The sequence below is a fragment of the Caballeronia sp. GAFFF1 genome, assembly GCF_023630705.1.
Classification (GTDB): domain Bacteria; phylum Pseudomonadota; class Gammaproteobacteria; order Burkholderiales; family Burkholderiaceae; genus Caballeronia.
In genome coordinates this window covers 46,746-67,469 of record NZ_JALQEM010000030.1, presented here as the reverse complement: position 1 = coordinate 67,469, position 20,724 = coordinate 46,746, and the positions used below count along the sequence as shown (strand labels likewise).

16 protein-coding genes are annotated in these 20,724 nt (G+C 63.6%); 9 read left to right on the top strand and 7 right to left on the bottom strand.

The features are described 5' to 3' along the window. Window positions 1–79: 79 nt before the first annotated feature. The 8 genes from NCR37_RS16445 to NCR37_RS16410 are packed head-to-tail and all read left to right on the top strand — an operon-like array spanning window position 80 to window position 8,962. Entirely contained in the window at window positions 80–1,369 is a 1,290-nt protein-coding gene (locus tag NCR37_RS16445) for a glycosyltransferase family 4 protein (protein WP_250473923.1), read from the top strand. Next, window positions 1,366–1,944, top strand: coding sequence for a D-glycero-alpha-D-manno-heptose-1,7-bisphosphate 7-phosphatase (locus NCR37_RS16440; RefSeq protein WP_250473922.1), 579 nt, complete (start codon window positions 1,366–1,368; stop codon window positions 1,942–1,944). The genes NCR37_RS16445 and NCR37_RS16440 overlap by 4 nt, the downstream gene beginning before the upstream one ends. Next, window positions 1,941–3,125: a lipopolysaccharide heptosyltransferase II gene (gene waaF, locus NCR37_RS16435; RefSeq protein ID WP_250473921.1), complete on the top strand. Its 1,185-nt coding sequence runs from the start codon at window positions 1,941–1,943 to the stop codon at window positions 3,123–3,125. The genes NCR37_RS16440 and waaF overlap by 4 nt, the downstream gene beginning before the upstream one ends. A gap of 12 nt (window positions 3,126–3,137) precedes the next feature. Then, on the top strand, window positions 3,138–4,883 hold the full coding sequence (locus tag NCR37_RS16430; RefSeq protein WP_250473920.1) for a carbamoyltransferase family protein: 1,746 nt from the start codon (window positions 3,138–3,140) through the stop codon (window positions 4,881–4,883). Next, the gene (locus NCR37_RS16425; protein WP_250473919.1) at window positions 4,880–5,935 is read left to right on the top strand and encodes a glycosyltransferase family 2 protein; all 1,056 of its coding nucleotides are present in this window, start codon (window positions 4,880–4,882) and stop codon (window positions 5,933–5,935) included. The genes NCR37_RS16430 and NCR37_RS16425 overlap by 4 nt, the downstream gene beginning before the upstream one ends. Continuing rightward, window positions 5,932–6,996: a glycosyltransferase family 9 protein gene (locus NCR37_RS16420; protein ID WP_250473918.1), complete on the top strand. Its 1,065-nt coding sequence runs from the start codon at window positions 5,932–5,934 to the stop codon at window positions 6,994–6,996. The genes NCR37_RS16425 and NCR37_RS16420 overlap by 4 nt, the downstream gene beginning before the upstream one ends. Beyond that, window positions 6,983–7,942 (top strand): glycosyltransferase family 4 protein, encoded by a 960-nt coding sequence (locus tag NCR37_RS16415; protein ID WP_250473917.1) that lies wholly within the window; start codon window positions 6,983–6,985, stop codon window positions 7,940–7,942. Before NCR37_RS16420 ends, NCR37_RS16415 begins: the two co-directional genes overlap by 14 nt. A 36-nt stretch (window positions 7,943–7,978) precedes the next feature. Further along, the gene (locus NCR37_RS16410) at window positions 7,979–8,962 is read left to right on the top strand and encodes a UDP-glucuronic acid decarboxylase family protein (RefSeq protein ID WP_175941718.1); all 984 of its coding nucleotides are present in this window, start codon (window positions 7,979–7,981) and stop codon (window positions 8,960–8,962) included. Here the strand turns inward: NCR37_RS16410 and NCR37_RS16405 are convergent. From NCR37_RS16405 to NCR37_RS16375, 7 genes are all read right to left on the bottom strand, one after another. Beyond that, a complete protein-coding gene (locus tag NCR37_RS16405) occupies window positions 8,952–9,554 on the bottom strand; it encodes a ParB/Srx family N-terminal domain-containing protein (RefSeq protein WP_250473916.1) in 603 nt (200 codons plus the stop codon). The genes NCR37_RS16410 and NCR37_RS16405 overlap by 11 nt on opposite strands. Window positions 9,555–9,563: 9 nt before the next feature. After that, window positions 9,564–12,230: an ATP-binding cassette domain-containing protein gene (locus NCR37_RS16400; RefSeq protein ID WP_250473999.1), complete on the bottom strand. Its 2,667-nt coding sequence runs from the start codon at window positions 12,228–12,230 to the stop codon at window positions 9,564–9,566. Between the two features lie 93 nt (window positions 12,231–12,323). Beyond that, window positions 12,324–14,729 carry a DNA polymerase II gene (locus tag NCR37_RS16395; RefSeq protein ID WP_250473915.1) on the bottom strand — a complete coding sequence of 802 codons (2,406 nt, stop codon included), beginning with the start codon at window positions 14,727–14,729 and terminating at the stop codon, window positions 12,324–12,326. Between the two features lie 176 nt (window positions 14,730–14,905). Then, window positions 14,906–15,577, bottom strand: a complete 672-nt coding sequence (gene flhC, locus NCR37_RS16390) for a flagellar transcriptional regulator FlhC (protein ID WP_250473914.1) — start codon at window positions 15,575–15,577, stop codon at window positions 14,906–14,908. A 17-nt stretch (window positions 15,578–15,594) separates the two neighbouring features. Beyond that, window positions 15,595–15,912: a flagellar transcriptional regulator FlhD gene (gene flhD, locus NCR37_RS16385; protein ID WP_175941724.1), complete on the bottom strand. Its 318-nt coding sequence runs from the start codon at window positions 15,910–15,912 to the stop codon at window positions 15,595–15,597. A 513-nt stretch (window positions 15,913–16,425) separates the two neighbouring features. Further along, window positions 16,426–17,502 carry a purine-nucleoside phosphorylase gene (locus NCR37_RS16380; RefSeq protein WP_502800540.1) on the bottom strand — a complete coding sequence of 359 codons (1,077 nt, stop codon included), beginning with the start codon at window positions 17,500–17,502 and terminating at the stop codon, window positions 16,426–16,428. 187 nt (window positions 17,503–17,689) lie between these two features. Beyond that, window positions 17,690–20,248, bottom strand: coding sequence for a mechanosensitive ion channel domain-containing protein (locus NCR37_RS16375; protein WP_250473998.1), 2,559 nt, complete (start codon window positions 20,246–20,248; stop codon window positions 17,690–17,692). 296 nt (window positions 20,249–20,544) lie between these two features. Here NCR37_RS16375 and NCR37_RS16370 point away from each other — a divergent pair, with 296 nt between their 5' ends. Then, window positions 20,545–20,718, top strand: coding sequence for a hypothetical protein (locus tag NCR37_RS16370; RefSeq protein ID WP_250473912.1), 174 nt, complete (start codon window positions 20,545–20,547; stop codon window positions 20,716–20,718). Window positions 20,719–20,724: the final 6 nt, after the last annotated feature.

The window sequence follows — 20,724 nt, the reverse complement described above, 5'->3', positions numbered from 1 at the left end:
TCGAAAGACGCGGCAATCCCTGTGCGCGCTCAACGGCTCGAAGCCCATTTCGAACAACGCGAATCGAGGGGGCCTACACGTGAAGATCGCACTTATCAGTGAGCATGCGTCGCCTCTCGCGGTAGCGGGCGGTGTCGATAGCGGCGGGCAGAATATTTATGTCGCGCACGTCGCGCGGCAGCTCGCGCGCAACGGCCATCAAGTGGATGTCTTCACGCGCCGCGACCGTTCTCTTTTGCCGCTGGTGTCGCGCTTCGAACGCATACGCGGCATTCGCGTCATCAATGTGCCGGCGGGTCCGCCGGTGCAACTGGCAAAGGAACAACTGCTTCCGCACATGGACGAGTTCGCTCGCTTCATGATCGGCTTTTTCAAGAAGCAGGCGACGCCTTATCACGTCGTGCATGCGAACTTCTTCATGTCGGGACTCGTCGGCATGCGCATCAAGGAAGCGCTGGGCGTGCCGCTCGTCACGACGTTTCATGCGCTCGGCCGCGTGCGGCGCATTCATCAAGGCGCGGGCGATGGCTTTCCCGATGAACGCTTCGAGATCGAAGACGCGCTCGTGCGCGAATCGGATTCGGTGATCGCGGAATGCCCGCAAGACGAAGCGGACCTCGTGTCGCTGTATCACGCCGAGCGCGAACGCATCGACCTCGTGCCGTGCGGCTTCGACAGCACGGAGTTCCATCCGATGAAGAAGGCCGAAGCGCGTGAACGTCTCGGCTGGCCGCAGGACCGCTTCATCGTGCTCCAACTAGGACGCATGGTGCCGCGCAAGGGCATCGACAATGTGGTGCGCGGCATCGGCCTTTGCAATCGCGAACTGAACGAAGACGCGCATCTGTATGTGATCGGCGGCAACTCCGATGAAGCGAACGAGATTGCGACGCCGGAAATCGGCCGTTTGCGCGGCATCGCGCAGGAATGCGGCGTGGCCGACAAGGTGAACTTTCTCGGCCGTCATGGAAGGCAACGCCTCAAGACCTTCTATAACGCAGCCGATGTGTTCGTGACGACGCCGTGGTATGAGCCTTTCGGCATCACGCCGCTCGAAGCCATGGCATGCGGCAGGCCGGTCGTCGGCGCGGATGTGGGCGGGATTCGCTATTCCGTGGCGCACGAAGAAACGGGCATGCTCGTGCCGCCAAAGGATCCACGCGCGCTCGCCGATGCCCTCGCCACGCTGAAGCGCGATCCCGCGCGCGCAGAACGCATGGGCGCAGCGGGCCTCGAACGCGCGCGCGCGATGTTCACATGGTCCGGCGTCGCGCAGTCGCTCGAACGCGTCTATGCGCGCGTGGCGGGCGTGGACATCGCGCAGGACCTCGACAGCCGGCGCGCCGCTTACGGCAGCGCCACCGCATGAAGCCCGCCGTTTTCCTCGATAAAGACGGCACGCTCCTCGACGACGTGCCCTATAACGTCGATCCCGCCAAGATGCGTCTTGCGCCGGGCGCACGCGATGCGCTTGCCATCTTCGCGCGCGCGAATGTGCCGATTGTCGTCATCAGCAACCAGAGCGGTGTCGCGCTCGGCAAGTTCGATGAGTCCGCGCTTCGGCACGTCGAACGCAAGTTGCACGAGCTCGCTGCCGAAGCCGGCGCGCGGCTTGCGGGCATTTACTGGTGTCCGCATCATCCGCAAGGCACGGTCGCAGCTTATGCACGCGCATGCGACTGCCGCAAGCCCGCGCCGGGCATGATCCAGCGGGCCGCGCGCGAACTCGACCTCGACCTGGCGCGAAGCTGGTTCGTCGGCGACATTCTCGACGATATCGAAGCAGGCCATCGCGCAGGCTGCCGCGCGGTGCTGATCGACAACGGCAACGAGACGCTTTGGCAGCGCGGTCCGTTGCGTGAACCCGATGCCACTTCTAAGGATATGGGCGAAGCCGCGCGCATTATTGAGCGTGCGTGGCATGCGACGGAGCTCGCGACATGAAGCGCGATCCGTCACGGGCGAACGATATCGCCATCCCTATCCAGCCCGCGAACGCGCACGCCCGCGCGCCGGCCATCGCGCCTCAGCGCGTGTGGGGCGCGGACGTGCGGCGCATTCTCTGCATTCGCCTCGACAATCTCGGCGACGTGCTGATGACGACGCCCGCGCTTCATGCGCTCAAACACGCGTATCCGGAGCGACATCTCACGTTGCTTGCATCGCGCTCGGGAGCGCAGGCGGCGCGCTTCATCGACGATATCGACGACGTGATCGAATACGACGCGCCGTGGGTCAAGCATGACAAGCCCATCGATGCGAGCGGAGACATCGCGATGTGCGAGCGGCTTGCATCGCTCGGCTTCGATGCCGCCGTCATCTTCACGGTCTATAGCCAGAATCCGCTTCCCGCAGCGATGTTTTGCCATCTGGCGAAGATTCCCCGGCGCCTCGCGCATTGCCGCGAAAATCCATACGGGCTGCTAACGGATTGGGTCGCGGAGTGCGAGCCACAACAGGGCACGCGTCACGAAGTCGAGCGGCAGCTTGCGCTCGTAGAAAGCGTCGGCGCAACGAACGCGGATACGCGCATGCGCTTCGCGTTGCGCGCCGAAGACGAGGCATCGCTTGCGCGCAAGCTCGACGAACGCGGCGTCGATCTCGAAGCGCCCTTCTTTGTCATGCATCCCGGCGCAACCGCTGCATCGCGGCGCTATCCGCCCGAGCGATTCGCGCAGGCAGCGCGCGTGCTCGCGGATCGGACCGGCTGGCCCGCGCTCGTAACCGGCTCGGCGAGCGAAGCCCCATTGTGCGAGACCGTCAGCGCCGGCGATACGCGCGTCGCGAGTCTCGCGGGCGCGCTCGAACTGGGCGAGCTCGCGGCCTTGATCGCCCATGCGCGCGTGCTGATCTCCAACAACAGCGGTCCTGTGCATATCGCGTCGGCGCTCGGCGCGCCGGTCGTCGATCTGTATGCGCTCACCAATCCGCAGCATATGCCGTGGCAAACGCCGCATCGCGTGCTGTACCGCGATGTGCCCTGCCGCTGGTGCTATCGCAGCGTGTGTCCCGAAGGGCATCACTCGTGTCTGCTCGGCGTGAGCGTCGACGAAGTTGTCGATGCCGCGCTGTCCTTACTCGATGCCCGCACCGAACAACATCCTGCTCATCTGACACTACCCTGAGAGACGCGCCTTATGTACACACTCGGAATCAATGCGGTCTATCACGACAGCGCGGCGGCGCTGGTTCGCGACGGCGTCGTGATCGCGGCGGCGGAAGACGAGCGTTTCACGCATGTGAAGCATGCGAAGCGCCCCGTGCCTTTCTCGACATGGCAGCTTCCTTTCGATGCCATCGACTATTGCCTGAAGGAAGCCGGCATCGAACTCGCGGATATCGATCATGTGGCGTATTCGTACGATCCGCATCTGTTCTCGGGCATGCCCAAGCAGGCGAAGGCGACCATTGCCCTGCCATTCATGCCGTCGGAGCATGTGACCGGTAATCCCTCGGAATCGCCGTGGGACCCGCTTTTCCTGAGCTATATCGTCAATGCGCGCGGCCAGTTGCTCGACGGCGCGCCGCATCATCTGAAGAAGCGTTTCGCCAGCGGCGGACGCGCGCCGCGCTTCGAATGGCACAACGTCGATCACCATCTGTCGCACGAAGCGAGCGCGTTTCTCGCGGCGCCGTATGAGAACACTGCGGTGCTCACGATGGACGGCCGCGGCGAAGGCGTGACGACGAGTCTCGGCCAGTTCGTCGATGGCGAGTACAAGCGCCTCAAACAGGTGGAACTGCCGCATTCGCTAGGCTTGCTCTACGAAGCCGTGACGGACTATCTCGGCTTCCTTCACTCGTCGGATGAGTACAAGGTGATGGCGCTCGCCTCTTTCGGCAAGCCCGCATACGTCGATCAGTTCCGCGAGATCGTGAAGTATCGCAACGACGGCAGCTATACCGTGGATGCGCCGCGTCTTGTCGAGCGCTTCGGCCCGCGACGCGAGCGCGGCGGTCCGCTCACGCAGCATCACTACGACATCGCGCATTCGCTGCAAGTGGTGCTCGAAGAAACGGCGCTGAATCTGGCGCGCTGGCTGCATGAACGCACCGGCCTCTCGCATCTGGCGATGGCAGGCGGCGTCGCGCTGAACTGCGTGATGAATGCGCGTCTGCGCGATCGTGGTCCGTTCGAAGACATTTGGGTTCAACCCGCTGCGGGCGACGCGGGCACCGCGCTCGGCGCGGCGCTGTGGACCGACTATCAGGAACGCGTGAAGCAAGGCGATAGCAGCCGCCGCTGGCACATGAATCACGCGTATCTCGGCCCGCGTTATAAAGACGACGAGATTGAGCAATTCCTCAAGTGGTCGAAGACGCCATATCGCCGGCTGAACGACATCGCCACTGAAACCGCTGAGATTCTCGCGTCCAATCGCGTGATCGGCTGGTATCAGGGACGCACGGAGTTCGGTCCGCGCGCGCTCGGTGCCCGCTCGATTCTCGCTTCGCCGATCGATCCGTCCATGCAGGCGCGCCTGAACGAGATCAAGGACCGTGAAGACTTCCGGCCGGTTGCGCCTGTCGTAATGGAAGAACACGCTGCGGACTGGTTCGTCGATGCACGCGTCGCGCCGTTCATGCTCTTCGTATTCGATGTGCGCGAGGACATGAAGACGCGCATTCCGGCGGTGACGCATATTGACGGCACGGCTCGCGTGCAGACCGTGAACCGCTCGCAGCATGCGCTCTATTACGACCTGCTCGCTGCATTCAAGGCGCGTACGGGCGTGCCGGTGCTCGTGAATACGTCGTTCAATACCCGCGGCGAGCCGATGGTGAATTCCCCGCGCGATGCGCTCGAGTCGTTCTGGACGTCGCCGCTCGATGCGCTCGTGATCGGGCCGTTCCTGATCGAGAAGCCGGGAGTGCGTGCATGAGCACGATGGCAGGCTCGTTTCCCTACGACGGCGCGAAGGACGCGTCCACGCAGCGCAATGCGGGCGCAGCGGGGGGCGCGGCCTTCGACGTGTCGGTGGTCGTGCCGACGTATCGGCGGCCCGACATGTTGGAACGCTGTCTGCGCGCGATTATCGCGCAGTACTACGACAAGACGCGCTTCGAGATCGTCGTGTGCGATGACGGTCCCGATGACGCCACGCGTTCGCGCGTGACCGCGCTCGCACGCGAGTTCGACGGAGCGCCCCGCATCCGCTATGTTCCCGTCACCGCGACGCAAGGCCCGGCAGGCGCTCGCAACGCGGGATGGCGTGCATCGGGCGCGCCGCTGATCGCGTTCACCGACGACGACACGATTCCTGATCCCCACTGGCTCGCGGCAGGCGTCGCCGCGTTGCGAGCGGGCGCGGACGCCGTATCGGGACGTATCGTGGTGCCGCTCGGCCCGCGTCCGACCGACTACGAGCAAGACGCAGCCGGCCTCTCCCGCGCGGAATTCGCGACCGCGAACACGTTCGTGACGCGCTCGGCGCTCGCACGCGTGGACGGCTTCGATGCGCGCTTCACGTCGGCGTGGCGCGAAGACTCCGACCTTCAGTTCGAACTGATGCGCATCGGCGCGCACATCGTGCGCTCGCACGACGCAATGGTCCTGCATCCGGTGCGGCCGGCACGCTGGGGCGTGAGCTTGTCGCAGCAGAAGAAGAGCCAGTTCGATGCGCTGCTCTACAAGAAGCATCGGTCGCTCTTCAAAACACGCATTCGCAGCCTGCCGCCGCTGCTCTATTACGCGATCATCGTCGCCGTACTCGTGGCCGTGTTCGCGCTCGCGAACGGCAACAACAAGCTCGCGGGCGTGTGCCTCGCGGCCTGGCTCGGCATGACCGCATGGTTCTGCTTCAAGCGCCTGAAGTCGACCGCGCTGACACCGTCGCACGTGCTCGAAATGGCGTGGACATCGCTATGGATACCGTTTCTTTCGGTGTACTGGCGAATTTACGGCGCCGTCAAGTTCCGCGTGGTATTCATATGAAACCGGCGAACGTCGAGCGCATTGCGATTTTTCGGGCGCTTCAGCTCGGCGACATGCTGTGTTGCGTGCCCGCGATGCGCGCCCTGCGCCGCGCTTATCCGAATGCACACATCGCACTGATCGGCTTGCCGTGGGCGCATAGTTTCGTCGAACGCTATGCGCATCTCGTCGATGAATTGATCTTGTTTCCGGGCGCCGTCGGCTTTCCGGAGCAGGAAGAAACGGACGCGCACCTCCCCGCCTTTTACGATGCCATGCGTGCACGCAGCTTCGATCTCGCGATCCAGTTGCACGGCAGCGGCGGCGTGGCGAACGATATCGTCGGAGCAATGCACGCGCGAGTCAACGCGGGCTTTCTCAAGCCGGATGAAGCGCCGCGCCCTGGCATCTTCATTTCCTGGCCCGACGCGTTGCAGGAAGTCGCGCGCTATAACGCGCTGATGCAGGCGCTCGGTATCGATGCCCACGACACGCAGCTCGAGATCCCGCTCACGCAACACGACACGCGCGAATGCGATGAACTGATCGAACGTTATGGCCTCGACACTGCGCGGCTTGTGCTCGTGCATGCCGGCGCCCAGTTGCCTTCGCGACGCTGGCCTGCAGAACGCTTCGCGCAAGTGGCAGCCGCGCTTGCGAGCGATGGCTGGCAAGTCGCGTTGACCGGCAGCGCAGGCGAAGCGTCCATTACCGCGAGCATCGCGAACACGCCCGGCGTGAATGCGCTCGACCTGACCGGCAAGACATCCCTCGGCGGGCTGGCGGCGCTCGTCGGGCGTGCGCGACTCATCGTGTGCAACGACACGGGGCTTTCCCACGTGGCGGCCGCGATGCGAACGAAAAGCGTCGTCATCGCATCGGGCAGCGACACGCAACGCTGGGCGCCGCTCGATCACGAAAGGCATCGCGTGCTGGCGGACTATCCGCCGTGTCGTCCGTGTTCTTTCCGCGAATGTCCGTATGGGCATCCTTGCGCGCTCAACGTGAGCGTCGCGCAAGTGCTCGATGTCGCACGACTTCAATTGCCCGTAGAAAAACTGGAAACCGATGCCCACTGCTAATCAACGACGTCTGCGCGTGCTCACGTGGCACGTGCACGGCAACTACCTCTACTACCTGACTCAGGCGAAGCACGATTTCTATCTCGTCACGAAGCCCGGTCATCCGCCCGGCTACGCGGGCAAAGTCGGCGTGCTGCCGTGGGGCGACAACGTCCATGAGGTACACGCAGACGAAGTCGCGTCGAGCGAGTTCGACGTCGTGCTGTTCCAGCATCGCACGCACTGGGACGACGATCGCATCAACCTGCTTTCGGATGCGCAGCGGCGCTTGCCTCGCGTTTATATCGAACATGATCCGCCGCAGGAGAATCCGTTCGAACAACGCCATTGGGTGCAGGACCGCGACACGCTACTCGTGCATGTGACGCACTTCAATCGCCTGATGTGGGACAGCGGCGAGACACCGACGCGCGTGATTGAACATGGCGTGGTCGTGCCCGAAGGCGTGCGCTATACAGGCGAGAAGGAACGCGGCATCGTCGTCATCAATCATTTGCGGCAGCGCGGGCGCAGGCTCGGCAGCGACGTGTTCGCGGATGCCGCGCAACGCGTGCCGCTCGATCTCGTCGGCATGGACGCGGAGTCGGCGGGCGGGTTGGGCGAGATCGGCAATCTGGATCTGGCCGCGTTTTCCGCGCAATACCGCTTCTTCTTCAACCCGATTCGCTGGACGAGCCTCGGCCTCGCAATCGTCGAAGCCATGACGATCGGCATGCCGATCATCGGTCTCGCGACGACGGAGCTCGCCACCGTCGTTCGCAATGGCGAGAGCGGCTTCATTCATACCGACACGAACGCGCTCGTCGATGTCATGCAACAACTGTTGCGCGATCCCGCAGAAGCGCGGCGTCTCGGCGAAGGCGCGCGCCGTCTCGCGCTGGAACGCTTCAACATCGACCGCTTCGCCGCCGAATGGGAAGCGACCTTGCGCCATGTGTGCAGTTGATCGACCGCGACCCAATCACCACAAAAAGGAACCGACATGAAGGAAGCATATCGCAAGCGCATTCTGGTGACGGGCGGCGCGGGCTTTCTCGGCTCGCATCTGTGCGAACGCCTGCTGGCGCAAGGGCACGACGTGTTGTGCGTCGATAACTTTTACACGGGCACGAAGGACAACATCGCGCATCTGCTCGACAGTCCCAACTTCGAACTGATGCGTCATGACGTGACCTTCCCGCTGTACGTGGAGGTCGATGAGATCTACAACCTCGCGTGTCCTGCGTCGCCGGTTCATTATCAGCATGATCCGGTGCAGACCACGAAGACGAGCGTGCACGGCGCGATCAACATGCTCGGGCTCGCCAAGCGCGTGAAGGCCAAGATCTTTCAGGCATCGACGAGCGAAGTGTATGGCGATGCGCGCGTTCATCCGCAACAGGAAGCGTACTGGGGCAACGTGAACCCGATCGGCCCCCGCTCATGCTATGACGAAGGCAAGCGTTGCGCCGAGACGCTCTTCATGGACTATCGCCGCCAGCATGGTCTCAACATCAAGATCGCGCGAATCTTCAATACGTACGGGCCGCGCATGCATCCGAGCGATGGCCGCGTGGTGTCCAACTTCATGATGCAGGCGCTCGCCGGCGAGCCGATCACCGTCTACGGCGAGGGCACGCAGACGCGCTCGTTCTGCTATGTGGACGACATGGTGGACGCCTTCATCCGTTTGATGAACACGCCCGACGACGTGACGGGCCCGGTGAATCTCGGCAATCCGCATGAACTGTCGATGCTGGAGATCGCGCAGCGCATCGTCGCGTTGACGGGCTCGAAGTCGGAGATCGTGTTCCGCCCGCTGCCGATGGACGATCCGTGGCATCGTCAGCCGGATATCACGCAGGCGCGCCAGCTTCTCGGCTGGGAGCCGGTGACTGTACTCGACGAAGGCTTGCGCCGCACCGCCGCGTACTTCCGGCAGATCATCGAGGCGCAGCAGACTCGCTCGGCACTGGCTACGCTTTGACGTTGAATCCCGGCAGTCCGCGCGCTTCGTCCTGGCGAGAAGCGGCGACTGCCTCCGCGAGCGCCTTGGCAAAGCCTGCAATCGACGCGAAATCGCCCTGCACGCGCTCGCGGAAGTACCCGGCCCACGCGAACTTGGCGTTGACCTCGGGCGAATCGGAATAGACACCGGCCATCCGCACAAAGGCTGCAAGGCTCAGATACGGATCGTCGGGCATCACGGCGATGGACGGCGGCAGTGCTTCGACCGGCGTTTCGCGGCCTTGCTCATCGAAGGGATGAAGCCAGCGCCGTTCGCGCAACGCGGCGATGAACGAATCGTGATCGCGGTCGCTGTAGTCGCACGCAATCATGACCGGCACGACCTCGATGCCCAATTCGTACCATGCGCGCGCCCAGTGATGATGATCGGTCACATGCAGCGTGCCGCCCGGCCCGCGCACCACGCGCAGCGCGTGTTCGCGCAGGAATGTCGCGCGTTCCAACTCGGGCGTGCGGCTCGTCAGACGCATTTTCTCGCGCACATGCTCCATGCCGAGCGCGCCTTGCGTCGGCCTCAATTCAACGATGCGCGCCGATAATTCGGTGTCCATATCGTCTCCTCATGCTTCGGTGCGCGCGGCGACCTGCCTGATCGCCGCGATCAGCCGCTCGGCGGGGACGGGCTTCGTCAAGTGCATCTGAAAGCCTGCCATCTGCGCGCGCAGTCGGTCTTCCGTCTGCGTGTGACCGGTCAACGCAATGGCCGGCATGCGTTCCCCGAGCGACACACGCCGGCTGGCTTCCAGTTCGCGCACGCGGCGCAACACCTGATAGCCGTCCTCTTCGCCGAGCACGATGTCGCACAAGAACGCATCGGGCCATTCCTGCGTGGGCGCTTGCGCGAGCCATTCGAGCGCTTCCTTGCCCGACGCCGCCAGTCTCACGCCCGCCCCGGACATCTCCAGCACCGCGCCGAGCGCCTCGCGAGCGGCTTCCTGGTCGTCCAGCACCATGACGCAGAGGCCCTCCAGATTGCCGGTAACGTTTGCGTTCGGCTCCGCGAGGCCCGCAAGACTGTCGGCATCGACCACGGGACGCAACGGCATCATCGCGACATAGGCGAGGTGGCCGTCGACATAGCCGACCGTGAACGTGCCGCCCGTTTCCGCCAGCGCCTGTTCGAGCCGGCGAGCCTGTTCCTGCGAAAGCGGCGCGGGCTGCGCGCGACGGCCCAGCACGCAAACGCGCACTTGATTCGCTTCGCGTTCGACACGCAGCTCGACGCGCTCCCCGCGCTCCGCCGCGCGTATCTCGGTGCGACACAAATCCGCTATCACGAACTGCAACACGCCGGGGTCGCCGGTCACGCGCAAATCGGCATCGGGCATCATGGTGTAAAGCTGCACGCCATGTTCGACGATCTCCTCGTGCAGACCGTCGACCACGCCCGCGATCAACGCGCCGAGGCCGACCGGTTGCGCCGACACCTTGCGCTGCACTTGCGCGAGCTCGCCTTGTTGCGATTGCAACGCCCACATGCGCGAATACACGCCACCGCGCTCGATCAGTTCCGCATGCTGACCTTGCTCGACGATGCGGCCGTGCTCCATCACGAGAATCCAGTCGGCATTCACGACAGTCGAGAGCCGGTGCGCGATCACAATCGACGTGCGGCCTTGCGCGAGCCGGTCGAGCTCGCTTTGAATGGCGCGCTCGGAACGCGTATCGAGCGCCGACGTGGCTTCATCGAACACGATGATGCGTGGATCTTTGAGAATGGCCCGCGCGATCGCGATGCGTTGCCGCTCGCCGCCCGAGAGCCGCACGCCGCGTTCGCCGACGCGCGTGTCGTAATGATCGGGCAATCGTTCGATAAAGCTGTCCAGTTGCGCGGCACGCGCCGCGCGCACGACATCGGCGCGCGTGGCGGACGGCCGGCCATAGGCGATGTTATAGGCGATCGTATCGTTGAATAGCACCGTGTCCTGCGGCACGATGCCGATGGCTTCGCGCAGGCTCCTTTGCGTGACCTGCCGGATGTCCTGACCGTCGATCGTAATGACACCCGCTGTCGGCGAATAAAGCCTGAAGAGCAGCTTCATGAGCGTGGACTTGCCCGAGCCGCTGCCGCCCACCACCGCGAGTTTCTTGCCGGGATGCGCGCGAAAGTCGATATCGCGCAATATTTGTCGCGCCGGATCGTAGCCGAAGTCCACGTGCTCGAATTCGATCTCGCCGGCCGTCACGACGAGCGGCTTCGCATCTGCCTCGTCCACGTCTTCACCACGACGGCCCCGCGCAAGCAGAATCTCGAACATGCGTTCGACATTGACGATGGCATCGTTCGTCTCGCGAAACACGAAGCCGAGCGTGTTGAGCGGCGCGCACACTTGCACGATATACGCGTTCACGAGCACGAGGTCGCCCACGCTCATCGTGCCCGCCACCACGCTCTGCGCCGCGAGCAGCATCACGGCCGCGATGCCGATGGCGATCACGGTGCTTTGCCCCACATGCAGGATCGTCAATGCGCGCTGGTTCGCGGTGCGCGCGTCGACCCACTTGTCGAGCACGGTGGAAAGACGCTGGCGTTCGACGTCTTCGCTCGCGAAGAGCTTGACGGTCTCGTAGTTCAGCAGGCTGTCGACGAGGCGGCTGTCCGATTGCGCTTCGAGCCGGTTCACCGCGCGTTGAAAACGCATGCGGTAGCGCGTGAAGATCAGCGTATAGAGCGCGTAGCAAACGAAGGTCGCGCCAATGGCAACCATGAACGTCTTCGCATACTGGCTCACCATGATAGCGACGACCGTGCCGATTTCGATGAGCGTCGGCACGATCGTGAAAATGGCGACGCCGAGCAGAAAGCCGATACCGTCCGCGCCTTTCTGCACGTCCCGCACCACGCCGCCCGTTTCACGCTGCGCATGGAAACGCGCGCCCATGTTGTGCAGATGGGAGAACGTGCGCGCTGAAAACGATGCGACCGTGCGTTGGGTGACGACGCTGAACAGCACGTCGCGCGCTTCGTTGAGCACGTCGCCGAGATAGCGCATCAGCACGTAGGTCAGGATCACGAAGACCGGGAATACGGCGTTCGCGGTGGGCTTGCTGAACTCGTCGATGACGTGTTTCAGCATCAGGGGAACGGATACCACCGCAAGGCGCGACGCAATCATCAACGCGACGGCACCGAGCGTCTGCAAACGAAACGTCCAGATCGCCTGCCAAAGGTCCTTCACGATGCGGTTACGAACTTGCGAGCGGCTGATTTCCGTGGACGCAGTCATGATATGCATGCTTCCATTCTCGTTGTCGATGCAAGCAACGCGTAAAGCGGCAGCAAGTGCCGCGCCCGCGCACGCCCGTTCGTCTTTCGGTGCCTAGAAAAGCGCTTGCTGTCCCGACATCAGCGTGGCGAAGTCGTTGCGCAGGAACGGCAGGATGCCGTCGGCCACGGGCTGTAGCTGCTTGCTCACGTAATGCTCGTAGTCGATGGGCGCATGACGTGCTTCGACCGGCTCGGGCCCGCCCATCGTCATCACGTAGCTGATCCATCCACCGTTCTGATATTGCAGCGGGCGTCCCTGCTGCGCGTTGAATTCGTCGGCGGTCCGCGCGGCGCGTACATGCGGCGGCACATTGCGTTCATAGTCGTCGAGGCTGCGGCGCAGGCGCTTCCGATAAATCAACAGGTCGTTCAGTTCGCCGCGCCGCGTGCGCTCGACGTAATCGCGCACATAGTCTTCATAAGGCTCGTCCTTAAAGATGCGCATATAAAGCTCTTGCTGAAAACGCTGCGCGAGCGGCGTCCAGTCCGTGCGCACCGTCTCTAGCCCTTTATAGATGATTTCTTCGCTGCCGTCCGCGCGTTGCGTGAGTCCCGCATAGCGTTTCTTGCTGCCTTCGTCGGTACCGCGAACCGTCGGCATCAGGAACCGCTTGAAGTGCGTTTCGAATTGCAATTCCAGTGCGCTATCGAGGCCGAATGTTTCGCGCAGATGCCTGCGCCAGTAATCGTTGACATGATCGACGAGCGCGCGGCCGATACGCGCGGCGTCGTCCTCGCTGCGGGCGCGGCGCAGCCAGACGAAGGTCGAATCGGTATCGCCGTAAATGACGCTGTAGCCGCGCGCTTCGATCAGCTCGCGCGTGCGATGCATGATTTCATGGCCGCGCATGGTGATGGACGAGGCGAGCCGCGGATCGAAGAAACGGCAGCCGCTCGACCCGAGCACGCCATAGAACGAGTTCATGATGATCTTGAGGGCTTGCGAAAGCGGCTTGTTGCGCTGACGTTTCGCGGCCTCGCGCCCTTCCCATACTTGTTCGACGATGGCGGGCAGACAATGCTTGTCGCGGGAAAAGCGCGCGCCGCGAAAACCGGGTACAGTGCGCGTCTCTGCTTGTGCCTCGCTCATGCCTTGCGCGAGACCGACGGGATCGATCAGGAAGGTACGAATGATCGACGGGTACAGGCTCTTATAGTCGAGCACGAGCACGGAATCATAGAGACCGGGCCGCGAATCCATCACGAAACCGCCGGGACTCGCTTCTTCCGGCACGTCGCCGAGATTCGGCGCGACATAGCCCAGGCGATGCATGCGCGGCATGTACAAATGCGTGAACGCCGCGACCGATCCGCCGCTGCGGTCAGCGGCAAGTCCCGTCACCGTCGCGCGTTCGAGCAGGAACGGCAGCAGCTCGGTCTTCTCGAAGATCTTCGTGACGAGCTCGCAGTCGGTCAGGTTGTAACGTGCGAGCGCAGGCTTGTCTTCGCAAAAGCGCCGCTCGATCTCATCCATGCGGGCATAAGGACTGTCGATCGCCTTGCCTTCGCCCAATAGCGATTGCGCGACGTATTCGAGGCTGAAAGAAGGGAAGTTCCACGTCGCCGAGCGCAACGCCTCGATGCCGTCCACCACGAGCCGTCCCGCGACGGATGCAAAAAAGTGGTTGCGCTTCATGCCGTGCTCGCGCCATTCGATCACGCTGCCATCGCGGCCAATGGCCAGCGGCACGTCATAAGCGTCGGCATGCTTTTGCAGCACGCGCAGATCGAACTGCACGACGTTCCAGCCGATGATCGCATCGGGATCGCGCTCGGCGATCCACGCGTTGAAACGCTGAAGCATCTCCGCGCGGCTCGCGCAATATTCGAGGTCGAAGTCAAGCGGCGGATGTGCGTCGCCCGTGGGAGGCCCGAGCATGTAGACCTGCCGCGCACCGCACCCTTCGAGCGCGATGGAATATAGCTCGGCCGTTGCACTCGTTTCGATATCGAGCGAGACGAGCCTGAGCTTCGGACGATAATCCGGCGCAGGTTTCAGCTCACTGTGAACCACGCCGTCGCGCGCTTCGCCTTCGACGGACACGGGCGCGGTGATGAACCGCTCCATCAGATAGCGTTCGGTCGGACGGATATCCGCTTCGAAGACAGTCACGCCCGCGTTCTTCAGCGTCTTTTCGAGCGCAAGCAATTGACGATACTGCGCGCAGTAAAGCCCCAGCACCGGCTTCTGGCGAAAGTCCGTGAGCGGCAGTTCGCGCAATTGCGCATCGCGCACCGCGCGCACGAGCGGCTCGGCCTTGTCGCGATCTTCGGCGCGGATGAACGCAACCGGTGTTTGCGGCGCGATGCGGACTTTGCGCGGACCGTCATCGGTGGCGAGCCAGAACTCGACCTCGGTGCCCGCGGCCGTATCGCGCCAATGACGCGTCAGCAAAAAGCCCTGCTTGGAGTGATTCGGTGCCTGAGCCAAGGCGTGTCCTTCGAAAGCGCGTGCCATCGAAGCATTTTACTTGGGGGCAGAAAATGCAGCGGCGCGCATGAAAAGCGCGCCGGCGTGAATGAAGCGAAAAAGCTGAGGCGGAAAGTAAAGCGCGGTAGCGGCATGCCGGTCATCCACCATCCAGAACATCCACGCTGGATGGTCCTCGAAGGATGCGCCGGCGCCGCTACCGCCTAAGCAGCCTGTGCGACCAGGCTCGCGCGCGGCGGCTGAAAGGCCGCCACGTTTTCGAGTGCGACATGCGCCGGAAACTCCGGTGCTGGCGGCACTTCGCTCTTGCTAGACACAACCTCCAGAGCGGCTTCTTGAACGGCCTGTCGAGCGGCCGCCGCTTTCTTGGTCTTCCCCGCGCGTGACGGCGGCTGGCAGGCCCCGCACACCACGTTGTTCTGCAAATCATGTTTGTGTGCGACAAACTTCCCGGTGCAGCGGCAGCACGCTGTCATCTGCAGCATGCCCGCGTCGAAGAAGCGCACAAGAGTCCAGGCCCGCGTAAGGTCGAGTACCGCCTCGGCGCCGCTATGATTGCAGTGCTCGAGATACAGCCGATACCCCTTGGTCAACGCATCGAGATGCGAACAACCGGCTTCGTTCTTGAGGAACGTATAGGTGTTGTAGAAAAGCGATGCGTGGATATTGGCGAGCCACGTCATATACCAGTCCGCCGAAAACGGCAGCATGCCTTTGGGCGGCGACACGCCCTTCACTTCGCGATAGAGACGAATCATGCGATCCCGCGAAAGCGTGAGTTCGCTCTCCAGCACTTGCATGCGCGCGCCGAGTTCGATCAGCGCGATGGCGCGGAACACTTCCTGGGCGTCTTCGGTGAGGCTCTTCTTCAGCATGGCTCGCTCCGTCTCTCTTAAGCGAACTGTTCGGCCGGCTGGCCAGCCAGCAGGATGGCTGCGTGCGTCGGCGCGATGTCCGCGTTCTTCGCGGGCTGCGTCAATGCCGACAGCATCGAGTGATCGTTGAAGCGGAAAGCGCACAGCAAGTTGTCGGATTGCGCGAGCTTGACGACCTGCGCGAGCGTGAGCCCCGACAGAAGGTCAGCCAGTTCGGCCGACAGCCCGAGCCGGAACATGCCGATGGCCCGGTCCTCGCGCAGCAGACGCTGTGCGAGCATGATGTAAGACAAGTTGATTTCCCGGATCGATTCCAGCGTTTCGCGACCGTTCATGGTTGCTGCTTCCAGTAAATCCCCGATTTCTCGCCGGCTTTTTGCCGATATCTTTTTTGTGCCTCACCAGGCTCTCTTCGCCCGGCTACGTACTTTGATACAGGCCGTTACAACTTGTAACAACACTGTGAAACGGATTCTAAGTACGGCCTTAATCGAACGCAAGACCATCTCAATAATATTTTGTTGCAAACAACACTTTCGATCGGTAACGTTTGCTTCGTCGAGAAACCGGCAAATTTGACTGCGTTTCGACGTGGAGTTTTCGTCTGCTCGTTCGAATTTAGAGAGGCTGATTTTTTATCTGAGTAATTGCCTGACGCCCGCAACAACGGGCCGTCTCGGGGTTCGGTTGACAGATTGAACAGCTATTTTTGAGACGCGCTTTCAAGCCAAAAAGCGGTAAAAAAGCCGCGATACCGGAAATTACCGATTCGCGGCTAATGGTGTAATAGATTCTGATGAGGTGTTACTACGCTGTGACATCGGACAAAACGGGGGTTTCCCCGATGCTTAACGCTGCGGCACGCCTTTGCGCCACGCGCCCCAGTGGGACACGATTTCCTGAACGAAAGGATTGCCGGTCAGATACAAGTTCTGGATGGCAGGTGTAAATCCGCCCTGCGCCGAGTAGTTCAACAGGTTGTCGCTGGCCGTCTGTCCTTCGTACGGCCGGTCGAAGTCGGAGCCGGCGCGCAGGTCCGCCACGCGCGACAAATCCACTCGCCTGACGCTCGCGGCGCGCTTGAGCGCCTCGAAGGTTGCGTTGTCCTCCTGCTGCGTCGTGCAGTAGACGCCCTTCCCGTCGGTCAGAAGGCGCGTCCAGTAACGCGCCCGCTCGCCGATGTACTTGCCCGACCACCAGGTATCGCCTGCGAGCGTGTCGCACTGGATCACGCGTGGCGGCTGGTTGGCCGGCGCGTAGTTGAACTTGGCGCGCGCGACCTTCGCCTGATCGCTGTCGGAGAGTGTCACATTGCGGGAAAGCGCATACGCCGCGTCCGCGAGCGACGCGTTCAGCGCGAACACTTCCGTGCGATAGTCGAGCGGCGGTTTGTCCTGCGGGCTCTTCGTGTTGATGCCGAGGAAGCCGGTCGGCCAGTCCGCCGGCTTTTCGCGTGCGTCGATTTCCCACTGGATGCCGAAATCGACCAGATATTTCGCCCACGCCGCCGAGCCGAGCGTGCCGCGCGCCGGATCGATCCCGGCGATGCCCGCGATCAGAAAGTACGTGTGCCGCAGATCGAAGCGGTCGGAGAACGTCAGCGCCATGATCGACGCCGTGGCGTTCGCGTGGCCCATGCCGGTGGTGATGACGCACACGTCGTCGCGGTTGCAGTGCACGTCCGGATAGTCCGGCGAAAGTCCCGGCACATGCACCGCCTGCCACGGGCCAAGATTGTCGAGCCAGACCTGGCCTTCCGGCCCGAACATGGTGACGATCATCACCTTGACGTGGCGGCCGCCGTCTCCGTGGCGTTCGCCGTCTCCGTGGCGTTCGCCGCTCATATCGTCGGGTTGTTGCGCGAAGGCGCAACCGGTGAAAGCGCACAGCGTCGCGAGGCCGGCGGCGGCGAGCGCCGCGCGCATTTTCGCGGGCGCGCGCTTGAAACGAGTCGATTGAAACCGTGCGGCGATTTTCATGGCGAGCATCGTCCTCTTGAAGGTTCGAACTTCGAAGGAAAGCCGCCGCGCCGTGGCAATCATGTGCCGGCGCGGCCGGCCCGGACGATTATAGGAGAGCCAATAAGCTATTCGACGGCCCTGGCTCTCATGCTCATGTGCCGCTCTGCGCGCCGCGAGGCGGCGGCGCGTTCGCGGCGACGTTGCTGCCGGCGGCCGCTTCGCTAGTCGGATGCTGCGACGCCTTCGAGGGCTCCGCGCGCTGCTCCGCGCCCGTCCGTTCGCTATCTTGCTGAAGCTCCTGCGTAGTCTCGTGCCCGTTGCCGCCCACGATCACGAAGTTGCGCTGCGGATTCGCGATCTCGATGCCGCGCGCCGTGAACTCGTTGAGAATGCGCCGGTTGAACTCGCGCTGAACCGGCCAGCGCGCGCTGTCGCGACACTGAATCTGGCCGGCAAGCGTGACCGTGGAGCCATCGACCGCATCCACGCCCCAGAAGCTGAAGTCGGAGAGAATGCCGTCGCGGAACGCCTCGTCCTGGCGCAGCGCGCTGCCGATCTCCTTCAGCGTCGCAATGGCGAGATCGACGTCCTGGCCGAGCGCAATCGACACGCGCACCGCCGCATTGCCGATGCCCCGGTTCGTGTTGTTCACCGTCGTCACGGAGCTGAACGGCACGGTGTACAGCGAGCCGTCGCCGCCGCGCAGCCGCACTGTGCGGATCGACAGATATTCCACCGTGCCCGACACGCCCGCGACCGTCACCCAGTCGCCGACCTGCATCGCGTTTTCCATCAATAGGAAGATGCCGGTAATGAAGTCTTGCACGAGCTTCTGCGAGCCGAAACCGAGCGCCACGCCGAAGATACTGGCGCTCGCGAGCAGCGGCGCGGTGTTCACGCCGATCTCCGAGAGCCCGGTCAGCACGACCACCATGCCGATGACGACGAGTAGCGCCGTGCGCATCATCGGCAAGAGCGTGCGCAGGCGCGCGGCGCGCACGCGGTCGCCGGTGGCGTTCCACTGTTCGAGACGGCGCTCGACCAGCACATTGGCCGTCTCCCACACGAGCACCGCGAAAACGGCGGCGACCGCGATGGTCAGAATTGCAGACGCGAGCCGGTTGCCCACGCCGCCCGAGGTGAAGAAGCGCACGACATGCACGCCCCACACTTCGAGCAGCGCAATGACAGTCGCCACGCCGATGACCGTCTGCACGATCCGGCGCAGCACCGGGTAATAGCGGTACGCATGGCGATGCGCGATGGACTTGCTCGCGAAGTCCTCTTCTTCGTTGTCGCGGAAGATGCGCCCGAGCGCGCCGAACGCGACGATCGCAGCCACGCGCGCGCCGACCAGCACCAGCAGCGACACGCCGCCGAGGTGGAACAGCGTGCTGTAGCCGTTCTGCACGTCGAGCGCCCACACGAACCACAGCGCGATCACGAAGAAGATCGCGACGCCCGCCCAGACATCGGCGACCCAGCTGCCGACGAGCGCGACCGACCGATACGCCGTCATGCGCTGGCGAATGCTCTCGCCGACGAGCCTGCGCGATTCGAAGATCACCCACGCGACCATCAGATGCACGACGAGCGTGACGACCTTGAGAATCGCGATATGCGCGGCATCGGTCAGGCCGAGCGGCTCGCAGCCGTTCGCAAGCGCGATGCCCGCGCCCGCCACGATCACGATGCGCAACAGCCAGCGGTACATGTACATCGCGTACTGATCGCGCATTTGCAGGAGCCGCAAGCCGCGCGCGCGCGGCGCGACGAAGAAGCCGAATACGATCATCACGAGGCGGCAGACCAGATACACGTCGATGAGCGCGCCCGCGACGTGCGCCTCGGTCGTGTTGTCGTCGATGAAAAGCGACATCAGCACGGTCGCCGCGCCCATGAAGACGCCGAGCGGGATCAGCTTCAGCACGAGATACAGCAGCGCGTTAGGCAGGCGCCGCAGCAAGGTCCAGTGCCGCGCCGCATGGCGCTTGCCGCGCGCCGCGTCGGCCTTGCGCTCCGCGACATGCTGCTGCACTTCGTCGCCGGAGCGGTGCGCCGCATCCTCGGCATGTTCGGCGGCGCGTTGCTCCTGCACCAGTTCCGGCTCGGTCACTTCGGCGTCCGCGACCCCGCGCGCGGCGACTTTCTCGCGCGACTTTCTCAGAAGACGCCCCGCGAGATATTCGATCACGAGCGCGGGCAGTAGCGAGAGCAGCACCGACCATGCGACGTGGGCCATCAGATCCCGCGCCTGCTCGCTCGCGAGCCGGTCGTGCCACCAGCGCACCACCGAGCGCACATTGAGCAGCGCCGCCACCGAGTGCCGCAGTCCCGTGCCGGAATGCACGAGCCAGTTGCCCGCCTGACGCGAAATCTGCGATGCGAGGCCGTTGGCCTTCAGCGAATTCGCCAGCACGCCCGACGCCCCGGATGCCGGCGCGGCGCCCGCGGCCGAAGCGGGCTGCCCCGCGCTCGCGGGCGCGGCGAGCGTGCCGGCCGCGGCAACTGCGCGCAGCGTGTCGGCTACTTGCGCGCGCCGCTGCGGGTCGTCGAGAACGGAGAGCGCATCACGCGCCTGTTGCGGCGTCAGGGCGACCGCAGGCTGCGAAGCGTGCTGCGCGGGCGCGGCGGCCAGGGCGGTCGGCGAGAGCATCGAGACGAGGCCCGACACGACAATGAAATAGACGGCAAGTAAATAGTTGCGCATGGGTCGGATGAAGATCACGAAATTTCGGGGACTCGATGCGGACGACACGCACGGCACGGAATCACGCGATGGCTCGACAGGCGGCGCGCCGCAAGCGCTGCACGCTGCGGACCGAAGCGTGCTATCGCGCTGATGTTGAAACGACAATGACAAGGACAATGCTCAAACGTTCGCGGTACCGGGGTCGATTTCGCTGGTTGAAAGACGGTGCGTGCGGGGCGAAATTCGCGCTCGCCGCGACTTCGTTGTCTGTAGCACTTGGCGCACCCGCTCCGCTTTTCGCCTCGCTGAGCGGCATGCCGACCACCCCGCGCGCCGCGTCGGGCGCGCTTGCGGCAAATGGGCGAAACGCCGCGCCTCTGCCCGAGATGGGCGTCACCCAGATTCCGGACCACGGCCGCACGCAAGTGCCCGCGACGCCGGTCACGCCGCGCCCGCACTATGCGCGGACGCCCGCGCATCTGCCTTGAATCTGC

Bases quoted from the DNA above. Each gene is read 5' to 3' on its own strand.
- NCR37_RS16375 (WP_250473998.1), bottom strand. From the start codon at position 20,248: ATGCGCAACTATTTACTTGCCGTCTATTTCATTGTCGTGTCGGGCCTC.
- NCR37_RS16400 (WP_250473999.1), bottom strand. From the start codon at position 12,230: ATGACTGCGTCCACGGAAATCAGCCGCTCGCAAGTTCGTAACCGCATC.
- NCR37_RS16405 (WP_250473916.1), bottom strand. From the start codon at position 9,554: ATGGACACCGAATTATCGGCGCGCATCGTTGAATTGAGGCCGACGCAA.
- NCR37_RS16370 (WP_250473912.1), top strand. From the start codon at position 20,545: ATGCCGACCACCCCGCGCGCCGCGTCGGGCGCGCTTGCGGCAAATGGG.
- NCR37_RS16380 (WP_502800540.1), bottom strand. From the start codon at position 17,502: ATGCGCGCGGCGCTCGCCGCCGCCGGCCTCGCGACGCTGTGCGCTTTC.
- NCR37_RS16420 (WP_250473918.1), top strand. From the start codon at position 5,932: ATGAAACCGGCGAACGTCGAGCGCATTGCGATTTTTCGGGCGCTTCAG.
- NCR37_RS16440 (WP_250473922.1), top strand. From the start codon at position 1,366: ATGAAGCCCGCCGTTTTCCTCGATAAAGACGGCACGCTCCTCGACGAC.
- NCR37_RS16430 (WP_250473920.1), top strand. From the start codon at position 3,138: ATGTACACACTCGGAATCAATGCGGTCTATCACGACAGCGCGGCGGCG.
- flhD (WP_175941724.1), bottom strand. From the start codon at position 15,912: ATGAACGGTCGCGAAACGCTGGAATCGATCCGGGAAATCAACTTGTCT.
- NCR37_RS16425 (WP_250473919.1), top strand. From the start codon at position 4,880: ATGAGCACGATGGCAGGCTCGTTTCCCTACGACGGCGCGAAGGACGCG.
- NCR37_RS16395 (WP_250473915.1), bottom strand. From the start codon at position 14,729: ATGGCACGCGCTTTCGAAGGACACGCCTTGGCTCAGGCACCGAATCAC.
- NCR37_RS16410 (WP_175941718.1), top strand. From the start codon at position 7,979: ATGAAGGAAGCATATCGCAAGCGCATTCTGGTGACGGGCGGCGCGGGC.
- flhC (WP_250473914.1), bottom strand. From the start codon at position 15,577: ATGCTGAAGAAGAGCCTCACCGAAGACGCCCAGGAAGTGTTCCGCGCC.
- waaF (WP_250473921.1), top strand. From the start codon at position 1,941: ATGAAGCGCGATCCGTCACGGGCGAACGATATCGCCATCCCTATCCAG.
- NCR37_RS16415 (WP_250473917.1), top strand. From the start codon at position 6,983: ATGCCCACTGCTAATCAACGACGTCTGCGCGTGCTCACGTGGCACGTG.